Raw genomic sequence first — 21,938 nt, 5'->3', positions numbered from 1 at the left:
GTCACTTTGGTAAGGAGGAAAAGCAAAAAATGAACAGATTAGAACGTGTTTCATCTTGGCTGAAAAAAGAAGGACATGATGCGGCGTTTATACATACAAAGGAAAACGTATTTTATTTAACTGATTTTTACACGGATCCGCATGAGCGGTTAATGGGATTGTTCCTGTTTCAGGAACAGGAGCCGTTTTTCGTTTGTCCGGGAATGGAAGCCGGACAAGCCCGCAGCGCCGGATGGGAGCATGGTATTATCGGCTACGGCGATCACGAAGATCCGTGGGAGCTGATCAAAGCCGAGCTCACAAAACGAAATGTGCCGCTTGATTCCATCGCGGTTGAAAAGGATTCGATCTCTCTTTCCCGCTCAGAACAGCTCAAACAAGCTTCAGGGGGCGCGGCATTTGTTTCGGCAGAAGAAACGCTCAACCAATTCCGTCTCGTGAAAGATGAGAAGGAAATCAGCATTCTCAGGGAAGCGGCAAAACTCGCGGATTACGGAGTTGAAGTCGGTGTCGCGGCGCTTAAAGAGGGTGTGAGTGAAACCGAAGTACTCGCGCAGATTGAGTTTGAGCTGAAGAAAAAAGGTGTGCAGGGCATGTCATTTTCAACGATGGTGCTGTTCGGGGAAAAATCAGGCCAGCCCCATGGGAATCCGGGTGCAGACCGGTTGAAAAAAGGGGATTTTGTTCTGTTTGATCTGGGCGTTATTCTTGACGGCTACTGTTCAGACATTACGAGAACATTCGCATACCAATCAATCAGCCCGAAACAGGAAGAGATTTACGAAACGGTGCTTAAAGCTGAACAGGCGGCGCTTCAATTAAGCAAACCCGGCGTCAGAATCGGCGATCTTGATTTAAAAGCCCGCGGCATTATTGAAAAAGCCGGATACGGAGACTATTTCCCGCACCGCCTCGGCCACGGACTCGGGATTTCGGTTCACGAATATCCATCAATGAGCAGCGCGAACGACACACTCCTCAAAGAAGGCATGGTGTACACGATAGAACCGGGGATTTACGTGCCGGATGTCGGCGGCGTGCGCATAGAAGACGATGTGTTTGTCACAAAAGACGGCGCCGAAGCATTAACGCAGTATCCGAAAGAATTAACGATTCTGAAATAGAAAGCTTTGTGATAAAAAAGGACGGTTCTGGAACGCAGCGTCCTTTTTTATCACCTTTTAAATGAAAAAATCATCAAAATGCTGAAATGGTTTGATGTCATGCTTTTCATTCAGGGGCCGCAGGGCAAGGTAACTGCCGCCGAGTATGGCCAGACACAAACCGATTAAGCAAAGAATCCCCATCGCTGTTCTTCTCCTTTCAAACGAATAGGATGTATCTGTTTCTAGCTTACTGTATGAAACGCATTCCAGATCAAGGGAAAAAAAGAAAGGGGGGACGCCATGGCTACGATCAGAGACATTGCCGGCGCTGCCGGGGTTTCCGTTACAACGGTATCAAGAGTTTTAAACGATCATCCTTATGTAAGTAAGGACAAAAGAGAAAGAGTGAAAAAAGCGATGCAATCGCTCGGATACACGCGCAACATTCATGCTGTTCATTTATCCAAAGGTTTTTCCGATATGATCGGCGTTGTGCTTCCGTCGGTGAACCTTCCGTATTTTGCAGACCTTGTTGCGGGTATTGCCGAGGCTGCCGAAGCGTCAGGCGTGCATCTTTGTTTATACCAGACAGATTATGAGCAGCAAAAAGAACGTTTTGCCTTATCACAATTACAGGAGCGCCAAGTGGACGGCCTGATTATCTGCTCCAAAGCAATTCCTGATGAGCATCTGCTTGCCGTGAAAGAACCGCTCATCCTCTGCCAGTACACTGATGCGGCGGGGCTTTCCTCCATCAGTAATCCGCATCGGGAAGCATTTCGGCACGGTCTGGATTATCTGATAGAAAAGGGACACCGGAAAATAGCGATCAGCCTGGCCAGAAAAAAGGGAAAAAACAGTCAAGTCCGCATCGCCGCATACAAAGAGGCGCTGAAGAAGATCGGGCAGCCTTACAGGGAAGAGCTGGTTGTGGAAAAGGTGCTGACGCTGCTTGACGGGAAAGCCCTTTTTCATAGATGGAAGAGCTGGGATGACAAACCGACTGCGCTGTTTGCGGCGAATGATCAAGTATCCGCAGGTCTTTACCTTGAAGCCAAGGCAAACGGGACGCGCATCCCGGAAGAGCTTGCGATTTTGAGCATCGACAATCATGATATCAGCAAGATGTTAGGTATTTCCACAATAGATATACAAACGAAAGAAATGGGAAAGCAGGCTTTTCACATGCTTGAGAACCGGATCAGCGGCGGGCCTCCGGGAAGGAAAGTTCTTGATTACCGCCTTATTGAACGATCAACCGTCTAAAAAAAGAATTGACGCGCTTTCCGTTCGTTTTGTACGATATGAGGTATTGAATGACAAAGGAGCTGAGGATCATGAAGGGGTCCTTTACAGTTGAAAAGGTATTAAATAACAATGTGCTCATCGCAACACATGATAGATACAGTGAGGTCGTCTTAATCGGAAAAGGGATCGGCTTTGGAAAAAAACAAGCGGATGTCATTGAAGATAAAGGGTATGACAAGATGTTCATCTTAAAGGATGAAAAAGAACAAAAACAATTTAAAAAGCTCCTCGGTTATGTGGACGAGACACTTGTCGACATCTCCAATGACGTCATTTATCATATCAAGAAGCGGACAAGCCAACCGTTAAATGAGCATATCCATATTGCGCTGACTGACCATATCGCCTTTGCGGTAAAGCGGCTGCAGCAGGGGTTTGACATTAAAAACCCGTTTCTCATGGAAACCGAAACGCTTTATCCGGAAGAATTCCAAATTGCCCGTGAAGTCGTCGGCATGATTAATGAAAAGACGGGAATCTGCCTTCCTGAAGGAGAGATCGGCTTTATCGCTCTGCATATCCATTCCGCCCTGACGAATCGGCCCCTTTCAGAGGTCAATCAGCATTCACAGCTGATGTCCCGCCTCGTTCAGGTGATTGAGGAATCTTTCCAGATGAAAGTGAATAAAGAAAGCGTCCACTATTTGCGGCTGATCCGGCATATCAGATTTACCATAGACAGGATTAATCGGGAAGAGCAGACAAAAGAACCAGAAAAGTTAATGTTATTATTGAAAAATGAATACCCGCTATGCTACAATACTGCTTGGAAACTGATAAAAATCTTGCAGCAAATACTGAAAAAACCAGTTCATGAGGCGGAAGCGGTTTATCTCACGCTTCATTTGTACCGATTAACCAATAAAATTTCATAATTTCAGTTGAAACCTTAAAAACGTGTCACTGATTCGATCAGGCATGAGTGATTGAGGGTAAAAAACGGGAAGAACGATCCCGTTATTTTGCACACCCTTTTTACTCATGCCTTTTTTGTTGTGTAAAAGGGCAAATGTAAACGGTTAAACTGAAGACTTGCGCCAGTGAATTCGTTGTCATGAATTTTCGCTGTAAGGTCACACTAGCTAACAGAGGAGGTACATCTTTTATGTTTAAAGCATTATTCGGCGTTCTCCAGAAAATCGGCCGTGCTCTTATGCTTCCGGTTGCGATTTTACCGGCTGCGGGGATCTTGCTTGCGTTAGGGAATGCCATGCAGAACAAAGATATGATTCAAGTCATGCATTTCTTAAGCAATGATAACGTTCAGCTTGTGGCGAACGTCATGGAAAGCGCCGGCCAAATCGTATTTGACAACCTGCCGCTTCTTTTTGCAGTAGGGGTTGCGATCGGTCTTGCCAACGGAGACGGTGTTGCCGGAATCGCGGCCATTATCGGATACCTGGTCATGAACGTATCCATGAGCGCCGTGCTTATGGCGAACGGCAGTATTCCGTCTGACAAAATTGAACGGGCAAAGTTTTTTGCGGAAAACCATCCGGCCTATATTAACATGCTGGGGATACCCACTTTGGCGACGGGCGTGTTCGGCGGTATTATCGTCGGGGTTCTGGCCGCGTTATTGTTCAACAAGTTTTATAAAATTGAACTTCCGCAGTACCTCGGATTCTTTGCGGGTAAGCGGTTCGTCCCGATTATCACATCAATTTCCGCATTAATTCTCGGACTTATTATGTTAGTGATCTGGCCTCCGATCCAGCACGGTCTGAATTCCTTCTCCACGGGTCTTGTGGAAGCGAATCCAACCTTGGCGGCCTTTATTTTCGGGATGATTGAGCGGTCGTTGATTCCGTTCGGTCTTCATCACATTTTCTACTCGCCGTTCTGGTATGAATTTTTCAGCTATAAAGATGCGGCCGGAGACATCATCCGCGGAGATCAGCGGATTTTCATGGCTCAGATCAAAGACGGCGTACAGCTGACGGCGGGAACATTTATGACGGGGAAATATCCGTTTATGATGTTCGGTCTTCCGGCGGCAGCGCTTGCAATCTATCATGAAGCGAAGCCTGAAAAGAAAAAACTTGTAGCCGGAATCATGGGTTCTGCCGCTCTGACAAGTTTCTTAACGGGAATTACCGAGCCGCTTGAATTCTCATTCTTATTTGTGGCTCCTATCCTGTTTGCGATTCATTGCGTATTCGCGGGACTTTCCTTTATGGTTATGCAGCTGCTGCATGTAAAAATCGGTATGACGTTCTCAGGCGGTCTGATTGACTACTTCCTGTTCGGAATTCTGCCTAACCGGACGGCTTGGTGGCTTGTCATTCCGGTCGGCTTAGGACTAGCACTCATTTACTACTTCGGTTTCCGGTTTGCGATCAGAAAGTTCAATCTGAAAACGCCGGGCCGTGAAGAAGAGGCTGCGGATGAAGGTGCGGGCGCCTCAGGCGAAGCCGGCGACCTTCCTTATGAAATCCTGCAGGCAATGGGTGACCAGGAAAACATTAAGCACCTTGACGCTTGTATCACGAGACTCCGCGTTACGGTCAACGACCAGAAGAAAGTGGATAAGACTCGTTTGAAACAGCTTGGCGCCTCAGGCGTTCTTGAAGTCGGAAACAACATTCAGGCCATTTTCGGCCCGCGTTCTGACGGTTTAAAAACACAGATGCAGGATATTATCGCCGGACGCACGCCGCGACCTGAACCGAAAGTATCCGCGCAAGAAGAAGTCAGCCAGCAGGTTGAAGAGGTTATCGCAGATCCGCTCCGAAACGAGCAGGGTGAAGAAGTGTTCGCTTCTCCGATCACCGGCGAAATCCATCCGATTACCGATGTGCCTGACCAGGTGTTCTCAGGAAAAATGATGGGTGACGGTTTTGCGATTCTTCCTGAAGAAGGAATCGTCGTATCGCCTGTCCGCGGAAAAGTGCTGAATGTTTTCCCGACAAAACATGCGATCGGTCTTCAGTCTGACGGCGGAAGAGAGATCCTGATTCATTTCGGAATCGACACAGTCAGCCTGAAAGGCGAAGGATTCACTTCTTTTGTTTCAGAGGGTGACCGGGTTGAACCGGGGCAAAAGCTGCTTGAAGTTGATCTTGAAGCGGTTAAACCTCATGTTCCTTCATTAATGACACCGATTGTCTTTACAAATCTTGCCGAGGGTGAAGCGATTTCCCTTTCGGCCGAAGGTACCGTAAAACGGGAACAAAAAGATATTGTGAAAATCGGAAAATAAGCATATAAATACGCCGTGCTTGTCAGATGACAAGTACGGCTGTATGATATAATATTGTGTAGTAAAATAGCTTTAATTTAAAGGAGAATGATAATCATGGCACAAAAAACATTTAAAGTAACAGCAGATTCCGGAATCCACGCTCGTCCTGCGACAGTTCTTGTACAGACTGCAAGCAAATACGATGCTGACGTAAACTTAGAATATAACGGCAAAACAGTAAACCTTAAGTCAATCATGGGCGTTATGTCTCTAGGTATCGCTAAAGGCGCTGAAATCACAATTTCCGCTTCAGGCGCTGACGAAAACGATGCTCTTAACGCTTTAGAAGAAACAATGAAAAGCGAAGGACTCGGCGAGTAATGCAAGAATTAAAAGGAATAGGCGCTTCAGCCGGAATTGCGATTGCGAAAGCATACCGGCTTGAAGAGCCGGACTTAACGGTTGAAAAGAAAAACATTGCTGATGCTGCGGCTGAAGTAAGCCGTTTTGATGAAGCGATTGTACGTTCTAAAGAAGAGCTTGAAAAAATTAAAGAGCATGCTTTAAAAGAACTGGGACAAGACAAAGCTGACATTTTCTCCGCGCACCTTTTAGTTCTGAGTGATCCTGAGCTGTTGAACCCGGTAAAGGAGAAAATCAGCACAGATTCAGTCAATGCTGAATTCGCTTTGAAAGAAACAGCTTCCATGTTCGTTACTATGTTTGAATCAATGGATAACGAATACATGAAAGAGCGTGCGGCGGATATCCGTGACGTAACAAAACGTGTGACGGGGCACCTGCTGGGCGTGGAAATTCCGAACCCGAGCATGATCTCAGAAGAGGTTGTTATCGTGGCTGAAGATTTGACACCGTCTGATACGGCGCAATTAAACCGCCAGTTTGTAAAAGGTTTTACAACTGATATCGGCGGACGCACTTCACACTCCGCGATCATGGCCCGTTCGCTTGAAATTCCGGCTGTTGTCGGCACAAAAGCGGCTACAGGGACAATTGAAAACGGTGTTACGGTAATCGTAGACGGCATCGATGGTGATGTGATCATCGATCCTTCCAGTGAAACGTTAAAGAAATATGAAGAAAAGCACAGTGCTTACCTGGCGCAAAAAGCTGAGTGGGCGAAGCTCGTCAATGAACCGACTGTTTCAAAAGACGGCCATCATGTAGAGCTTGCCGCAAACATCGGCACACCTGACGATGTAAAAGGCGTTCTTGAAAACGGAGGAGAAGCTGTAGGGCTTTACCGTACGGAATTCCTTTACATGGGACGCGACCAGCTTCCGACAGAAGACGAGCAGTTTGACGCTTATAAAACGGTTCTTGAGCGTATGGAAGGAAAATCAGTTGTCGTGCGGACATTGGATATCGGCGGCGACAAAGAGCTTCCTTACCTGCAGCTCCCTAAAGAAATGAACCCGTTCTTAGGCTACAGAGCCATCCGTCTTTGCCTTGAAGAGCAAGAAATCTTCAGAACTCAGCTTCGAGCGCTGCTTCGTGCAAGTACATACGGAAACTTAAAAATCATGTTCCCGATGATTGCGACAGTAAACGAGTTTAAACAGGCGAAAGCGATTCTTCTCGAAGAAAAAGAAAAACTCGTCGAAGCCGGCGTAGCGGTTTCTGACGATATTGAAGTCGGTATGATGGTAGAGATTCCGTCTACAGCCGTTATCGCAGATCAGTTTGCTACAGAAGTTGACTTCTTCAGTATCGGAACAAATGACTTGATCCAATACACGATGGCTGCTGACCGTATGAACGAGCGCGTAGCTTATCTGTATCAGCCATACAATCCGGCGATTCTCCGTCTGATCACCCTTGTTATTGAAGCCGCTCACAAAGAGGGCAAATGGGTCGGCATGTGCGGAGAAATGGCGGGAGACGAAATTGCGATTCCGATTCTTCTCGGCTTAGGCTTAGATGAGTTCTCAATGAGCGCTACATCCATCCTTCCGGCAAGAACGCAGATCAGCAAGCTTTCTAAAAAAGAAGCTGAATCATTCAAAGAAACAATCTTGTCTATGAGTACGACAGAAGAGGTTGTCGCATTCGTTAAAGAAACATTCAATAAGTAATACAACAGCCAGACGGTGTAAGCCGTCTGGTTTTTTTCATATTCGGAAAAAAGGGGGGAACAATAACGATCAACAGGAGGGATTATCATGACAAAATCATTTGCAGCGGGGGATACGGTCTATGTGATTTACCGCAATCCGCATGCCGCCAATGTTGCCCATATTAAAGAGGCGGAGATCGTCCATCACCCGTATCATGAGGGAGAACTGTCTCTGTTTTTATACGAAACCTATCATCCGCTGGCCGAAGATGACGCGGTCTTTTCGACATATGAGGAAGCGGAAGCGCTTTACAGCGAGCTTTTTGAAGAAGACTGGTACCATTGATCAAAGGAAATGTTTACAACGCATATTCACTCTCTTTTAAACGGAAAGTAACAACATGAGAAAATGTAAAAAGGGAGTGTCAGTTCATGCTGAAGCCGTTTGTGCCCCAGCTTGTTTATATAGAACCGAGAGCGCTCGAATACCCGTTAGGACAAGAGCTGAAGAATAAGTTTGAAAACATGGGGCTTGAGATCAGAGAAACAACATCGCATAATCAAGTCCGGAATATTCCGGGGAAAAATCACTTGCAGCAATACCGGAACGCGAAATCAACATTGGTAATCGGCGTCCGGAAAACACTGAAATTCGATTCTTCAAAGCCGTCCGCCGAATATGCCATTCCATTTGCGACAGGCTGTATGGGGCATTGCCACTATTGCTACCTGCAGACGACGATGGGATCAAAGCCTTACATCCGGACATATGTCAATGTGGAAGAGATTCTGGATCAGGCTGATGAGTATATGAAAGAACGGGCGCCGGAATTTACAAGATTTGAAGCCTCTTGTACGTCTGATATTGTAGGAATCGATCATCTGACACATACATTAAAAAGAGCCATTGAACATTTCGGACAAAGCGAATTGGGACAGCTCAGATTCGTGACTAAATTTCACCACGTCGATCATTTGCTCGATGCAAAACATAACGGAAAGACTAGGTTCAGATTCAGCATCAATGCGGATTATGTCATTAAGAACTTTGAACCGGGAACTTCTCCGCTCGACAAACGGATCGAAGCCGCCGTCAAAGTCGCTAAAGCGGGCTATCCGCTCGGTTTCATCGTGGCGCCTATTTATATTCACGATGGCTGGGAGGAAGGCTATAAGGAGCTGTTTGAGAAACTGGATGCGGCGCTTGGTGAAGACGTTCGGCATGACATCACATTTGAACTGATCCAGCATCGTTTTACAAAACCGGCCAAACGGGTGATTGAGAAGAACTATCCGAAAACAAAGCTTGAGCTTGATGAAGAAAAGCGCAGGTACAAATGGGGACGCTATGGAATCGGCAAATATATATACCAAAAAGACGAAGAACATGCCTTAAGGGAAACACTCGAATCTTATATCGAAACCTATTTTCCGAAAGCAAAAATCGAATATTTTACGTAAGGCGGAGCTGTCGGCATGACGGCTCTTTTTTTTGCTGCGCCAAATGACGGAAATGTTTGATATTTATTTCAAGATTTATTCATTTTCTTGGCCGAAAGACCGATATAACTCTCAGGAGGGGATGGTTATGTTTAAAAAAATGCATATCAAAATTGCTGTGTTTGTCTCGGCAATGCTTATTGTAACGGTTGTTTTTTTAACGGTTTCTTCATATTTGACATTAAAGCCGATGATGACGGAGGAAGCAAAACGTACGACAGAGAATGTCACCAATTCACTCGGTCAGAACATTGAGCTTCAGCTGAAAAATGATGAGACCGTATTAATGAGATTAGCAGACGGTGAATTGTCCCGGTCTTTTCTATCAGATGGGAAGAAAGAAACCGCGCGGCTTTTTAACGATGAGTTAAAACAGATCGGACAGAATGACAAATATGTCGCGCTTGCGTACGTCGGAACCGCAAACAAACAAATGTTTACATATCCAAAGGCCGATTTTGCCAAAGACTATGATCCGACAAATCGAACGTGGTATAAGATGGCGGCTGAAAAACCCGATAAGGTTGTCTGGACTGACCCTTATAAAGATGCAGTGACGGGAGACATGATCGTGACGGCGTCAAAAGCCATTCAAAACAGCGGAACCGTCGTCGGAGTGGCGAGCTTAGATTTGAAGCTGTCCTCCATTCAGAGCATGGTCAACGAGCAAAAGGTTCCGTATAAAGGATTTGCGTTTTTGGCGGATGAAAACGGCTCTCTTCTGGCCCATCCGGCAAAACAGGGAAAAAATATTTCGGAAGATCAGACGTTAAAAGACATCACTGCGGACAAAGAAGGCATCAAAGAGCTGCAGGGGAACATGGTCGTCTACCAAACGGTAAAAGAAACAGGGTGGAAAGTCGGAACGCAGTTTGAAAAAGATCAGCTGATGGGAGTAGCCGACAAAATGAACACGGTGAGCATTTTTATGTCACTGATCGCCCTTGTGATTACGATCGGACTCAGCTATTTCCTCGCAAAAACGATAACCGGGCCGATTCAGCAGCTGATCGCAAAAACAAATTCAGTCTCAGCGGGAGATTTAACCGTCCGCGCCCAGACGAAATCAAAAGATGAAGTAGGCGAGTTAACAAAAGACTTTAACCAAATGGTTGAAAATATGAAAGAGATGGTCGAACAGGTCAAGGCCTCCTCAGAAAATGTGTCTGATACATCTGACCAGCTAACCGTCATTTCACAAGAAACAAATGAAACGAGCGGACAAATCGCAAAAGCGATAGAGGAAGTCGCCGCCGGAGCGACAGAGCAAGCGTCAGAGGTTGAGACGATCAACGAAAAATCAGAAAATCTCTCAGTCAAAATAAAAGGAATCGCAGATCGCGCAGGCAGCATAAAACAACTCTCAAAATCTTCAGAGGATGCCAGCTACAAAGGATTGGACGCGCTCGGGCAGCTGCTGATGAAGTCAAACGAAGCCAATTCAGAAACGAAAAAAGTAGAGGCAATGCTGAATGACCTGGAAGAACAAACGAAAAACATAGAAGAAGTCGTGACGGCAATATCCGCTATTTCAGACCAGACGAATCTCTTGGCGCTGAATGCGAGCATAGAAGCCGCAAGAGCGGGAGAAAGCGGACGGGGCTTTGCCGTCGTCGCGGAAGAAGTCCGCAAGCTTGCTGAACAATCAGCTCTTTCTTCCGGCCATATCAGTGAGACGGTCCGTCTGATTCAATCTGAGACAAAAGAAGCGTCACACGCGATGATTGAGGCAAGCAGAATGAATGATGAACAAAACAGCGCCATTCATGAAACGGGTGAGGTTCTCAATCTGATTACGACGGAAATGCAGTCTCTCGTTCAAGGTATAGATCATATTTACAATGACATTCAAAAAATGAGTGAAGAACAAGCCGCGATTCAAGAAGCGATTCAAAGCATCTCCGCCATTTCTCAAGAATCTGCGGCAGCGGCGGAAGAAGTGAATGCTTCTACTGATGAACAGCTCGTTACGCTTGAAAAAGTGAAGCAATCGACTGATATGTTAAAGAGCGCAAGCGAAGATCTGATCAGCGCCATTTCTAAATTCACCTTGTGACGCGGTCTCTATCAGCCTATAATATGGTAATATAGACATGAAAGAGTGATATATGAATCGCATCAGGGGAGGAAAGCGCAGTGAACAAAACGGTAGGATTTATCGGTTTGGGCGTCATGGGAAACAGTATGGCATCGCACATTTTAGAAGCGGGCTATCCTGTTTTAGTCTACACGCGTACGAAACACAAAGCGGAAGAGGTTCTGAATAAGGGAGCGGTCTGGCAGGAGACGGTCAAAGACCTTTCGGAAAAAGCAGACATCATTATTACCATGGTCGGCTATCCGAGTGATGTCGAGGAAATCTATCTCGGTGAAAGCGGCATTCTCCGTCATGCAAAAGAAGGGGCGTTTGTCATTGATATGACGACATCAAAACCATCTCTGGCGAAGAAAATAGCGGAGAAAGCCAAAGAAAAGTCCATTCACGCCCTGGATGCACCCGTTTCCGGCGGAGACATCGGCGCGAGGAACGGAACGCTTGCCATTATGGCCGGAGGAGAAAAAGAAGCGTTTGAAGCATGCCTGCCGCTTTTCTCCGTTATGGGGGAAAATATTCAGTATCAAGGGTTGGCTGGCAGCGGCCAGCATACGAAAATGTGCAATCAGATCGCGATTGCAGCGGGGATGGTCGGAGTGGCTGAAGCGATGGCTTACGCGGAAAAATCCGGTCTGAACCCGGAACAAGTGCTGAAAAGCATTACAACCGGAGCGGCTGGCAGCTGGTCATTGTCAAACCTCGCTCCCCGTATGCTGAAAGGCGATTTTGCGCCCGGATTTTACGTGAAACACTTTATTAAAGACATGGGCATTGCCCTTGAAGAAGCGGAGCTCATGGGAGAAGAAATGCCCGGATTGGCGCTGGCCAAATCATTGTACGACAAGCTTTCCGCGCAAGGTGAAGAAAACAGCGGAACTCAAAGCATTTATAAGCTTTGGGTGAAATAAAAAAGATTGCCCGAACGCGACTATTTTATGGATGCTGAGGAAGAGAAGGTTTACGGTATTGTTGGTAGTGTTTTATAAACAATGATCTGCAAATCTTGTATTCTTAGGGTCTTAATGAAGACAGGAACTTGGCAGGATAATGTATTAATGTGTATCCGTTTATAATATTCTACTGTTTGGAATCCCCCTCGTTTGTTTGATGCAGACTGTCTATTATAAATCAAAAGGGGGATTTCCGAATAATGATTAGGATTAATACAACTTTCCAAAAGTAGGATGTATAATGACTGATTCAACTATGAATTCGAGTAACCCAAATGTACATAGCAATTAATCGAGTTCGTATTCCCGCAATTAAAACCAAATAATTTGGCATCCGAAATTGAAACTCTACAGATTAGCCTTCGCAAAACTGAAAAATAAAAGAGGATGTATCGTAAAAAATCCAAGAGATTTACGAAAACATCCTCGATTCAGAGATTTCATCATTACATGATGTTTTTTGAGAATTCCAGATGAAATCAACGTTAAACCCATTTGTTAATAATATGAATTTTAATGCTGTACAGTAATATAGTGTTTCAGTACTCCTCTATGGGTTTGATTTCCCCAAGTCGTTGCCACCATTACATCATACTTGCCTGCTGGAATATTTTTCGTCAAAAAGCTTACTTTAAAACTGCGAATATTACGGCCATCAACAACTATATATTTGACTGAATCTCCTTTTTTATTTAAAAGATCAACTACAACACCCTCGTTTAGCTCATGATTAGACATAGTACCTGTTACGACAATAGAAGTAGCGTGTTTTGAGTAAGTATTAGCATCTGTTTGGAATTTAATTGCTCCTTTTGAAGTCATGGCTAACGCTTCTGAACTGTTTGAGAAAATCCCGAATGTCAATAGAGCAACTGTGAATAGTGTCATTACAATTTTTTCCAATTTAAACTTCCTCTCTCCATTCATTTAGAAACTCATTCAATATATTACTAAATTTTGAAAAAATATTCAACAGAAAATAGGTAAATTCTACTTTTTATTAAATAAAGTATTACTAAAGAAGCAAAGGCTAACAAAACCAATTTAATCATCACGTTTAAGATTTTACAAAAAAGCTCCCAGCACTTATATGCCGGGAGCTTCAAAATTTATAAATTTATAAAGTGTCAGGCCCTTCTTCGCCCGTACGGATGTTGATTGTATTGGGAACTTCGAAAATTAAGATTTTGCCGTCACCGGGTTCACGGATTTTGAGCACTTTTTGCGCCGTCTCAGTCACTTTTTCGACAGGCAAAAGATTGCCCGCAGGGGCAATCTTTTTTATTATTTATTTTCCGATGAATTGCTGTGTCCAGATGTTTCCTGATTCTACGTAACCGACACCGATTTGAGTGAACTCAGGATTCATGATGTTCTTTCTGTGTCCTTCACTGTTCATCCAAGCTTTAACGACGGCTTCAGGAGTCGGCTGTCCTTTGGCGATATTTTCACCGGCGGTTTTATAAGTGATTCCGAAAGACTTCATCATATCGAAAGGTGAGCCGTAAGTCGGACTTTGGTGATCGAAATAGTTTTTGTCTTTCATATCTTGTGATTTTGCGTGAGCTGATTTGCTTAATTTTTCATCAATCTGCAGAGGTTTTAAGCCTTGCTTTTGTCTCTCTGCATTTGTCAATTCAACGACTTTCTTTTCATACGCACTGACTGATGAAGGAGTTTTCTCGCTGCTGTTGTTTGTGTTATCTGTCTGCTTTGCATTGTCAGCCGTCTGGTTTTGATCGGCTTTCGGTTTTTCGGCAGCTGTCGGGGCCGTTTTTTCCGGTGTTTCTTTTTGAACGTCTTTAACTGTCATATCAGAATGCTTTGCGTGTTTTTGCAGCAGCTGAGTCAGTTCTTTCTCATTTTTAACGTTCAGCTTTTTCACGCTCGTTTTCATATGTAGTTTTTCAACAGCCTCTTGAAGAGTCAGATGCTGTACGGTGTTTCCTTTTTTCACAGTAACGACGTGCTGGCATGACAGCTCTTTTGCAGATGCCTGCTGAATGCCTCCGAATGTAATCAAACTGACTGCCGCGGCGGCAGATAAGAGAAATGCTTTTTTCATAAGTTTATAGCCTCCCAGAGAAGTTGTTTTTTTCTACATGAAAAATCTTATCACAGCTTTTTTGTCATAATGCAGGCAGCCATTTCCTTTGACAACAAACGTTTGTCATAATTGTAATTGAGCACAGAAAAATGGCTTTATATCAGTAAAAACGATCTGTATTTATTTTTTAAAATCCGTTACATCTCTTCAAATTATTTGAAGTGTTAGATATATTTTAAGATAATTTGATCTTGACAGTTTTTTTTACCCGTTTTCGCTGTAACAACTTTTACAAAAATGTTACAATTAAAATCTGTTTATGTAAATATATTCAATGATTTGAGAGGTGTAACAGAAAGTGGCTGAAGTCGCGCGCGAACCAAAGAAAAAAACGAAACGTTACAGAGCGCTGAGAATGAATCTCTATTTTTTGATTGTTTTTCTTCTCTTTACGGCACTGATTTTTAAACTCGGCATCGTCCAGATTGTCGAAGGGGATAAACACCGCCAGGATGCAGAGAAGGCAAATGCAAAAACCGCCTATTATCCGACACCGCGGGGAAAAATGTATGACAAGCGGAACAGGGTGGCGGTTGATAACCAGGCTGTGCCTGAAATTGTATACGTTTCTACCTCAAAAACCTCGGCAAAGGACAAATTGAAAACGGCAAAAAATCTCGCCGCACTGATTCATATTGATACTGAATTTATGAAGGATCGAAATATCATTGATTACTGGCTTGCGGCACATCCGAAGAAGGCGGAAAAGCTTATGAAGGATTCAGAAAACAGCCTGAAATCCCAAGAAGTGTACAAACGCCAGATTGAACGCGTTCCGAAGCAGGAGATTGATGCGATCAAACAAGATAAAAAAGAGCTGCAAATTGCGGCGATTTATACGCGTTTTTCAAGCGGCAACGCCTATCAGCCACAAGTCGTCAAATCAATGGACCCGAATAAGCTGAACGGAAACGGAAACAGCGGTTCATTGCTTGACGAGCATGAAAACAACAAGCAAAAACCAAAAAGCGATCTGACATATGAAGAAGTTTCCGTCGTATCCGAGCACCTGAAAGAGCTCCCCGGCATTGACGTGATCAATGACTGGACGCGAAAATATCCATACGACAAAACGCTGTACTCTCTGTTCGGCGGTGTGACGACACCGGAACAGGGATTGTTGGGCGAACGGAAAGATTACTATGTCACAAGAGGCTACTCACTGAATGACCGGGTGGGAAAAAGCTACATCGAATATCAGTATGAGGACTATTTAAACGCGCATAAAGAAAAAGTAGAGTATGTGGAAAACAGCAAAGGTGAGGTCGTCAGCCAAAAGCCCGTCGATGAAGGCAGCAGAGGCTACGATCTGCAACTCTCGCTCGATATGGAATTACAGTCGAAAGTCGAAAAAGTCATTGAAAAAGAGCTGAGAAGAAGCCGCGCCGCAGGCAACTATATGGTTGACAGAGGATTTGCCGTCATGATGGACCCGAACAACGGGGATATTCTCTCAATGGCGGGGAAACGCATCGATCTCGAAACAAATAAAACACAGGATTTTGCGATCGGAGCATTTACGACCCAATATGAGATGGGCTCTTCTGTTAAAGGAGCGACTGTTCTCGCGGGTTACCAAAGCGGCCTCCCGCATTATAAAACGTTTGTCGATGCACCGCTTGTATTTAAAGGCAAAACGAGAAAACAATCGTGGACACAAATGGGAGCCATTACTGAGCTGACCGCGCTGCAAAGAAGTTCAAACGTGTATATGTTTCATGTGGCCATGCATATCGCCGGCATTACCTACAGGCCGTACGGCACGCTGCCTGCCGGATTAGACGATATTAAAAAAATGCGCAACTACTACGCCCAATTCGGTTTGGGTGTGAAGACCGGGATTGATCTTCCGCAGGAATCAGCGGGCATGCAGTCAAATCCGCAAATGGTCGGGGGATTGCTGCTTGACTTTGCGATCGGACAGTTTGATACGTATACGCCGCTTCAAATGGCTCAATATATTTCAGCCATCGCAAACGGCGGGTATCGCGTCCAGCCGCGGATCGTCACAAGCATTCATGAACCGGACAGCAAAAATAAGATTGGAAAAGCGATTGAACAGCGGGATATTAAAATTTTGAACAAAGTAAATAACAGTCCGAGCGATTTTGACCAAGTTCATAAAGGAATGAAATTGGTCACAAGCTCACCTCAAGGAACGGCTTATTCAACATTCCAAGGTTCCGGCGCTGATGTTTCCGGAAAAACGGGAACCGCGGAGACGCACTATTACGGCACGAACAAAAACTGGTGGGGGAAGTACACGTATAACCTGACCTTTGTCGGCTATTATCCGTCAGAGCATCCAAGAGTGGCATTCAGCGTCGTCGTTCCGTCTGTTGGAAATGATAAAGATCATGTAAGCAAAAACATTGCTAAGGGAGCAATTGACGCTTACAAAGAACTTGAAAAGAAATACAATAAAAAATAACAAATGAAAGGGCGGCCGAACATCTCGTGCGCCCTTTCTTTCATTCAGGAAAATTGACGTTCACAATAAGAATAGAAGGAGAATGCTTATTTTTTAGCGAATCAATCTAGTGGAATTTCTTTTTATATCAGTCCGTGTCCAGCCTGCAGTGCGAGTATAATGCAAAGGAGGGATTCTGTGGAACAGGATACTCAGCATGTCAAACAGTTTCAATCGAAAACCGATCTTCATGCCGTTTTGACGTCTAACGGGCGTATTATGTATATTTCTGCAAACTGCAAATCGTATTTCAGTTATTCTCAGGAAGAGATGATCGGGTCATTTCTCAAAACGTTCCTGCATGAAGAAGATCAATTTTTGGTTGAAAGTTACTTCTATAATGAGCATCATTTGATGCCTTGCACCTTTCGTCTTATTAAAAAAGATCATACCATCGTATGGCTTGAAGCGGGTGTGGAAATTGTCACACCGCAAATGGAGGGGACGGATCGGGAAATCATCCTCAAAATCAAGGTGCTTGAGGAGAAGACGCCCCGCCGGCCTTATATGTATGAACAAAAGAAGCAAAAGGCAGAACAACAGTCTGAAGATGCGGCTGGAAACGGCGAATTCGAGCGTCTTGTCGAAATGCTGCCGAATCCTTTATATGTCAGCATCAACGGCACAATCGCCTACGCCAACAACGCGATGCTTGCCATGCTGGGAGCCGAAAGCAAAGACGAGGTAATCGGCAGGCGCTCTTATGAGTTTATTGAAGAAGAGTATCACGACATTGTGAAAAACCGAATTGTGCGGATGCAAAAAGGAATGGAAGTCGGAATGATCGAACAGACGTGGAGAAGGCTCGACGGCACGCCCGTTCATTTAGAAGTGAAGGCGGCACCGACGACATATAAAAATCAGCGGGCGGAATTGCTGCTTCTGATTGATATTTCTTCACGGAAAAAATTCCAAACGATTCTGCAAAAAAGCAGAGAACGTTATCAGCTCCTCATTCAGAATTCAATTGACACGATCGCCGTGATTCACAATGATAAGTGGGTATTCATGAATGAATCGGGCATTTCGCTGTTTGAGGCTGAAACATATGAAGATTTAATCGGGAAAAACGTCTATGATCAGCTTCATCCCTGTGATCATGACGGAGTGAAACAGCGGATCCAAAATATTATCAACCGAAAGACCGAGTCAGAAATTATTAAGCAATCGTGGTTTACCTTTAAAAACCGGCTGATCTACACGGAAATGGTCTGCATTCCGACGACGTTTTTCGGAGAAACGGCCGTGCAGGTCATTCTGCGTGACATTTCTGAGCGGAAGCAGACGGAGGAATTAATGCTGAAGTCGGAAAAGCTGTCTATCGCAGGGCAGCTGGCAGCGGGGATCGCTCACGAAATCCGCAATCCGCTGACGGCGATCAAAGGATTTTTACAGCTCATGAAGCCGACGATGGAGGAAAACGAACATTACTTTGAAATTGTGTTTTCTGAACTGAGCAGAATCGAATTAATTTTAAGTGAGCTTTTAATGCTTGCCAAACCTCAGCAAAACGCCGTGAAAGAGCGTGTAAACTTAAAGAAAATTATAAGTGAAGTGACCGCTCTTTTAGAGACGCAGGCGAATCTTAAAGGGATTTTTATCAAAACGGATTACGAACATGACAGCATGTATATTAACGGTGATCAAAATCAGCTGAAACAGGTGTTTATCAATCTGATTAAAAATGCCGTTGAGTCGATGCCGGATGGGGGAACGGTTCACATCATCATGACAGAAGATGAGTATTCCGTTAATGTGACGGTGAAAGACGAGGGTGACGGGATACCGGAAAACGTGCTGAAACGAATAGGCGAACCGTTTCTGACAACGAAAGAAAAGGGAACCGGCCTGGGGCTGATGGTCACATTCAACCTTATTAAAAACCATCAGGGAGCCATCCAAGTAGACAGCAAACCGGACAGAGGCACGGCCTTTCACATTACATTCCCGAAACAATAAAAAAACAACGGCGTTATGCCGTTGTTTAAATAGTCTGCATGGATTCTCTCGTTTTTAAAATAAATGCTTCCAGCCGGTCCAAGCCTTCTCTCAATGTATCCAGTGAATATGCGAATGACAGCCTCACATACCCTTCACCCAACTTTGAAAACGAGCTGCCGGGCACAAGAGCCACACCTGCATCCTCTAAAAGAGCCATACTAAAATCAAACGATGACATTCCGAATGACTTAATGGAAGGGAAGATATAAAATGCGCCTGACGGCTTTACGACGTCAAGCCCCATTGAAACAAGACGGTCATATACATAGTCAAGCCGCTTTTTATACTGTTCTCTCATAATAAGCGCATCATCAACACCGTTTGTCACCGCTTCAAGAGCCGCTTTCTGAGAGATTGAAGACGCGCATGTCACACTGTATTGGTGAACTTTTAAGATGTGCTTGGCAATTTCTTTCGGTGCGAAAATGAAACCGATTCTCCAGCCCGTCATGCTGTGTGATTTTGACAGGCCGTTGATGACGATCGTCTGGTCTCTCAAATAAGACGCGATCGAATAATGCGGTCTGTCATAGGTTAATTCGCTGTAAATCTCATCAGACAGGACAAAAACATTTCTGCCCTTCAGGACGGCTGCGATGTTTTGCAGCTCTTCCTCAGACAATGTCACACCGGTCGGATTTGACGGATAAGGAAGAATGACGCATTTTGTTTTTGGTGTCAGCGATTCTTCAATAAGCCGCGCAGTCAGCTTAAATCCGTGTGTCGTCGTATCCACATGAACCGGAACGGCGCCCGACATGCGGATGATCGGTTCGTAGCCCGGATATATCGGTCCGGGGAGAATAACTTCATCACCTGGAGATAAAATCGTCCGCAAAGACGCGTCAATCGCTTGGCTTGCCCCGGTTGTGACGATGATTTCAGTTTCAGCCTCATAATTCAAATCAGCTTTTTTCTTCATATAAAGCTGTACGGCCTGTCTCAGCTCAAGGCCGCCCGCGTTCGGAGTATATGCCGTTGCGTTCTCGTCGATTGCCTTTTTGGCAGCCGCTTTGACATGGTGCGGCGTGAAGAAATCCGGCTGGCCGATCGTAAGCGAAATGACATTATCGTGCTGAGCTACAAGATTTGAGAATTTGCGAATTCCTGAAATTTCAATTTCTTTTACATTCGGATTAAGCAAATGTTCCATAATTCATCACCTTATACTATATATTGAGTTTATCCTATTTTACCACTAGCTGAGCATTTGTCATCTTTTTATTGAACTATCCCGAGTATATGTCCGATATGTGAAAACATACCTTCTTTCAGAAAAAAATAAGACAACCAGCTGAAATGATTGTCTTCATTGTATCATGATCTATCTATTGTGATATGTGGCGAATGTCATTAATACCCGTATTCAAAGCTGACGTCTTCCCGCCATAAGATGTATGGAGCGGGCTTGTCGGGACGCTCTTTCGCCTCTTTTTTCATTTGCAGGTAAGCCGTTTTGCTGATATCTTCTAACACCGTCATTTGATCTTGGTCGAATATGACTACTGTACCCATTTATTACACCCTTCTTCCTGAAAAATCCTTGACTATTTTACCACTCGATGTCAAAAAGTCAATGGGATATCAGAAAAAAGCATCTTTTTATAAAGAGTTCATGGCCAGTTGGCCCGAATACATTCACTTTTTCCGTTTACAGCCGATATATACAGTACAATACTGAATGCGGATAGCGAGGGATTGAATTGTCTTTACAACAATACGATATTTTATTGGATTCAGGCACAAACGAATTAGAAATCGTCAAATTTGAAGTAGGCGTCAATACATTTGGCATAAATGTGATGAAAGTCCGGGAAATCATTCAGCCGGTAGATGTCACATCTGTGCCTCAGTCTCATAAAGACGTAGAAGGGATGATTAAGCTGAGAGGCGAAATTCTTCCCGTCATCAGTCTGTATTCCTTTTTCGGCGTTGATGCCGAAGGAGCAAAAGACGATAAATATATCGTAACGGAATTCAACAAACGGAAAATCGTCTTTCACGTCGGTTCCGTTTCACAAATCCACAGGGTGTCCTGGGAGGCGATTGAAAAGCCGACTTCCCTGAACCAGGGCATGGAGCGGCATTTAACGGGAATCATCAAACTGGAAGACACGATGATCTTTCTGCCTGATTATGAAAAGATCATTTACGATATTGAATCAGCATCCGGTGTTGAGACTTATCATGTCCATCAGGAAGGATTTGATGAAAGACGGGCGGGTAAAAAACTGATCATCGTTGAAGATTCGCCGCTTCTGATGCGTCTTTTGACGGATGAGCTGACTGAGGCGGGGTACAGTGAAATCGTTACATTTGAAAACGGAAAAGAAGCGTATGATTACGTCGTGGAACTGACGGATAACGGAGCAAACCTGTCAGATCATATTGACATGATTATCAGTGACATTGAGATGCCGAAAATGGACGGGCATCGTTTGACGAAGCTCCTTAAGGATAACCCGCAAAGCTCTGATGTGCCGATTATGATTTTCTCGTCCCTCATTACGGACGACCTGCGCCACCGGGGCGAAGTAGTCGGAGCGGATGAACAGATCAGCAAGCCTGAAATCAGCGAGCTCATTAAAAAAGTGGATACGTACGTGATTGAATAGAAAAAAGCCGATGCATGACGCATCGGCTTTTTTGCGGCGGAATTAAAAATAACTCTCACCAAGTTTTTTAAATACGGGTTTATGATAAGCGGGCTGCTGCCTGTTGGCGGCAAGCGGTTTTTCCTTTAAGCCCACATATTTTTGCAATACGTTTTTCGCTTTTGTCAAAGACATTTGTGCTTTAGGATTGCGGTACGATTGATTTAACGTACCTAAATGCGGAAGATGCTGGAAGTCTTCTTTTGTTGGAGGCATGTGAAAATAGTAGTCTCCGATAGAGATAAGTACGTCTGACTGCTGTTGGCTAAACCTGGGATTATTTGAAAAGTGAAGCCCTATTTTTTTCCCTTTGCCTTCTTTCACAAGCTTTTGTAATGCCCGTTTTTTCAGCAGATAAAGGTATTTAGGGTTGGGGGCGGTTTTTGCATGGCGGTTCACAGTATAAACAGCTTTTGAAAGATTCTCGATGGTTGGCTGCAGCTCTTTCGAATAAGCGTGGTCGTCCATTATTTCTCTCCTTTGCAT

General features: G+C 44.5%; 18 protein-coding genes and 2 pseudogenes. 13 read left to right on the top strand and 7 right to left on the bottom strand.

Going from position 1 to position 21,938, the window contains the following annotated elements; genetic code table 11:
• Positions 1–29 precede the first annotated feature (29 nt).
• Complete coding sequence (locus MJQ52_RS04200; protein ID WP_057079974.1) at positions 30–1,124, top strand: M24 family metallopeptidase; 1,095 nt, start codon at positions 30–32, stop codon at positions 1,122–1,124.
• 57 nt (positions 1,125–1,181) lie between these two features.
• Here the strand turns inward: MJQ52_RS04200 and MJQ52_RS04195 are convergent, their stop codons facing one another.
• Positions 1,182–1,307: a hypothetical protein gene (locus MJQ52_RS04195; RefSeq protein ID WP_003154659.1), complete on the bottom strand. Its 126-nt coding sequence runs from the start codon at positions 1,305–1,307 to the stop codon at positions 1,182–1,184.
• 99 nt (positions 1,308–1,406) lie between these two features.
• On the opposite strand from MJQ52_RS04195, the gene MJQ52_RS04190 reads away from it, so the two are divergent.
• The 9 genes from MJQ52_RS04190 (at position 1,407) to MJQ52_RS04150 (ending at position 12,178) form a co-directional block, all read left to right on the top strand.
• Complete coding sequence (locus MJQ52_RS04190; protein ID WP_014304909.1) at positions 1,407–2,372, top strand: LacI family DNA-binding transcriptional regulator; 966 nt, start codon at positions 1,407–1,409, stop codon at positions 2,370–2,372.
• A gap of 50 nt (positions 2,373–2,422) precedes the next feature.
• Complete coding sequence (gene glcT / locus MJQ52_RS04185; RefSeq protein WP_012117426.1) at positions 2,423–3,289, top strand: glucose PTS transporter transcription antiterminator GlcT; 867 nt, start codon at positions 2,423–2,425, stop codon at positions 3,287–3,289.
• A gap of 230 nt (positions 3,290–3,519) precedes the next feature.
• Entirely contained in the window at positions 3,520–5,616 is a 2,097-nt protein-coding gene (gene ptsG / locus MJQ52_RS04180; RefSeq protein WP_070081734.1) for a glucose-specific PTS transporter subunit IIBC, read from the top strand.
• A 96-nt stretch (positions 5,617–5,712) separates the two neighbouring features.
• Positions 5,713–5,979, top strand: a complete 267-nt coding sequence (locus tag MJQ52_RS04175; protein WP_003154654.1) for a phosphocarrier protein HPr — start codon at positions 5,713–5,715, stop codon at positions 5,977–5,979.
• Positions 5,979–7,694, top strand: a complete 1,716-nt coding sequence (gene ptsP / locus MJQ52_RS04170; RefSeq protein ID WP_007409600.1) for a phosphoenolpyruvate--protein phosphotransferase — start codon at positions 5,979–5,981, stop codon at positions 7,692–7,694. The genes MJQ52_RS04175 and ptsP overlap by 1 nt, the downstream gene beginning before the upstream one ends.
• An 87-nt stretch (positions 7,695–7,781) precedes the next feature.
• Positions 7,782–8,021: a transcriptional regulator SplA domain-containing protein gene (locus MJQ52_RS04165; RefSeq protein ID WP_094246988.1), complete on the top strand. Its 240-nt coding sequence runs from the start codon at positions 7,782–7,784 to the stop codon at positions 8,019–8,021.
• An 86-nt stretch (positions 8,022–8,107) separates the two neighbouring features.
• On the top strand, positions 8,108–9,136 hold the full coding sequence (splB, locus tag MJQ52_RS04160; protein WP_094246987.1) for a spore photoproduct lyase: 1,029 nt from the start codon (positions 8,108–8,110) through the stop codon (positions 9,134–9,136).
• Positions 9,137–9,263: 127 nt separating this feature from the next.
• Positions 9,264–11,231, top strand: coding sequence for a methyl-accepting chemotaxis protein (locus tag MJQ52_RS04155; protein WP_044053153.1), 1,968 nt, complete (start codon positions 9,264–9,266; stop codon positions 11,229–11,231).
• An 80-nt stretch (positions 11,232–11,311) separates the two neighbouring features.
• Positions 11,312–12,178, top strand: a complete 867-nt coding sequence (locus MJQ52_RS04150; RefSeq protein ID WP_094246986.1) for an NAD(P)-dependent oxidoreductase — start codon at positions 11,312–11,314, stop codon at positions 12,176–12,178.
• 555 nt (positions 12,179–12,733) lie between these two features.
• Here MJQ52_RS04150 and MJQ52_RS04145 read toward each other — a convergent pair.
• The 3 genes and pseudogenes from MJQ52_RS04145 to MJQ52_RS04135 all read right to left on the bottom strand — a co-directional run bounded on the left by MJQ52_RS04145 (position 12,734) and on the right by MJQ52_RS04135 (position 14,285).
• The gene (locus MJQ52_RS04145) at positions 12,734–13,123 is read right to left on the bottom strand and encodes a hypothetical protein (protein WP_434181861.1); all 390 of its coding nucleotides are present in this window, start codon (positions 13,121–13,123) and stop codon (positions 12,734–12,736) included.
• A gap of 214 nt (positions 13,124–13,337) precedes the next feature.
• A pseudogene (locus tag MJQ52_RS04140) lies at positions 13,338–13,472 on the bottom strand (P-II family nitrogen regulator); the annotation flags it as partial.
• 36 nt (positions 13,473–13,508) lie between these two features.
• Positions 13,509–14,285 (bottom strand): CAP domain-containing protein, encoded by a 777-nt coding sequence (locus MJQ52_RS04135; RefSeq protein ID WP_057079978.1) that lies wholly within the window; start codon positions 14,283–14,285, stop codon positions 13,509–13,511.
• Between the two features lie 340 nt (positions 14,286–14,625).
• Here MJQ52_RS04135 and MJQ52_RS04130 point away from each other — a divergent pair, with 340 nt between their 5' ends.
• Together MJQ52_RS04130 and MJQ52_RS04125 are read left to right on the top strand one after the other, a co-directional pair.
• Positions 14,626–16,758: a peptidoglycan D,D-transpeptidase FtsI family protein gene (locus MJQ52_RS04130; protein WP_021493760.1), complete on the top strand. Its 2,133-nt coding sequence runs from the start codon at positions 14,626–14,628 to the stop codon at positions 16,756–16,758.
• 177 nt (positions 16,759–16,935) lie between these two features.
• Positions 16,936–18,756 carry a PAS domain-containing protein gene (locus tag MJQ52_RS04125; RefSeq protein ID WP_003154628.1) on the top strand — a complete coding sequence of 607 codons (1,821 nt, stop codon included), beginning with the start codon at positions 16,936–16,938 and terminating at the stop codon, positions 18,754–18,756.
• Here the strand turns inward: MJQ52_RS04125 and MJQ52_RS04120 are convergent.
• A pseudogene (locus MJQ52_RS04120) lies at positions 18,732–19,951 on the bottom strand (aminotransferase A). The gene MJQ52_RS04125 and the pseudogene MJQ52_RS04120 sit on opposite strands and share 25 nt — an antisense overlap.
• Positions 19,952–20,151: 200 nt before the next feature.
• Positions 20,152–20,313 (bottom strand): hypothetical protein, encoded by a 162-nt coding sequence (locus tag MJQ52_RS04115; RefSeq protein ID WP_007409608.1) that lies wholly within the window; start codon positions 20,311–20,313, stop codon positions 20,152–20,154.
• Between the two features lie 188 nt (positions 20,314–20,501).
• On the opposite strand from MJQ52_RS04115, the gene cheV reads away from it, so the two are divergent.
• Entirely contained in the window at positions 20,502–21,413 is a 912-nt protein-coding gene (gene cheV / locus MJQ52_RS04110; protein WP_014304917.1) for a chemotaxis protein CheV, read from the top strand.
• A gap of 42 nt (positions 21,414–21,455) precedes the next feature.
• On the opposite strand, the gene MJQ52_RS04105 is transcribed toward cheV, so the two are convergent.
• Entirely contained in the window at positions 21,456–21,920 is a 465-nt protein-coding gene (locus MJQ52_RS04105) for a YkyB family protein (RefSeq protein ID WP_003154622.1), read from the bottom strand.
• Positions 21,921–21,938: the final 18 nt, after the last annotated feature.

This window comes from Bacillus sp. jun7 (assembly GCF_051034795.1).
Taxonomy (GTDB): Bacteria; Bacillota; Bacilli; order Bacillales; family Bacillaceae; genus Bacillus; species Bacillus velezensis.
The sequence above is the reverse complement of the archived record's forward strand: the minus strand, read 5'-3'. Positions and strand labels throughout refer to the sequence as shown.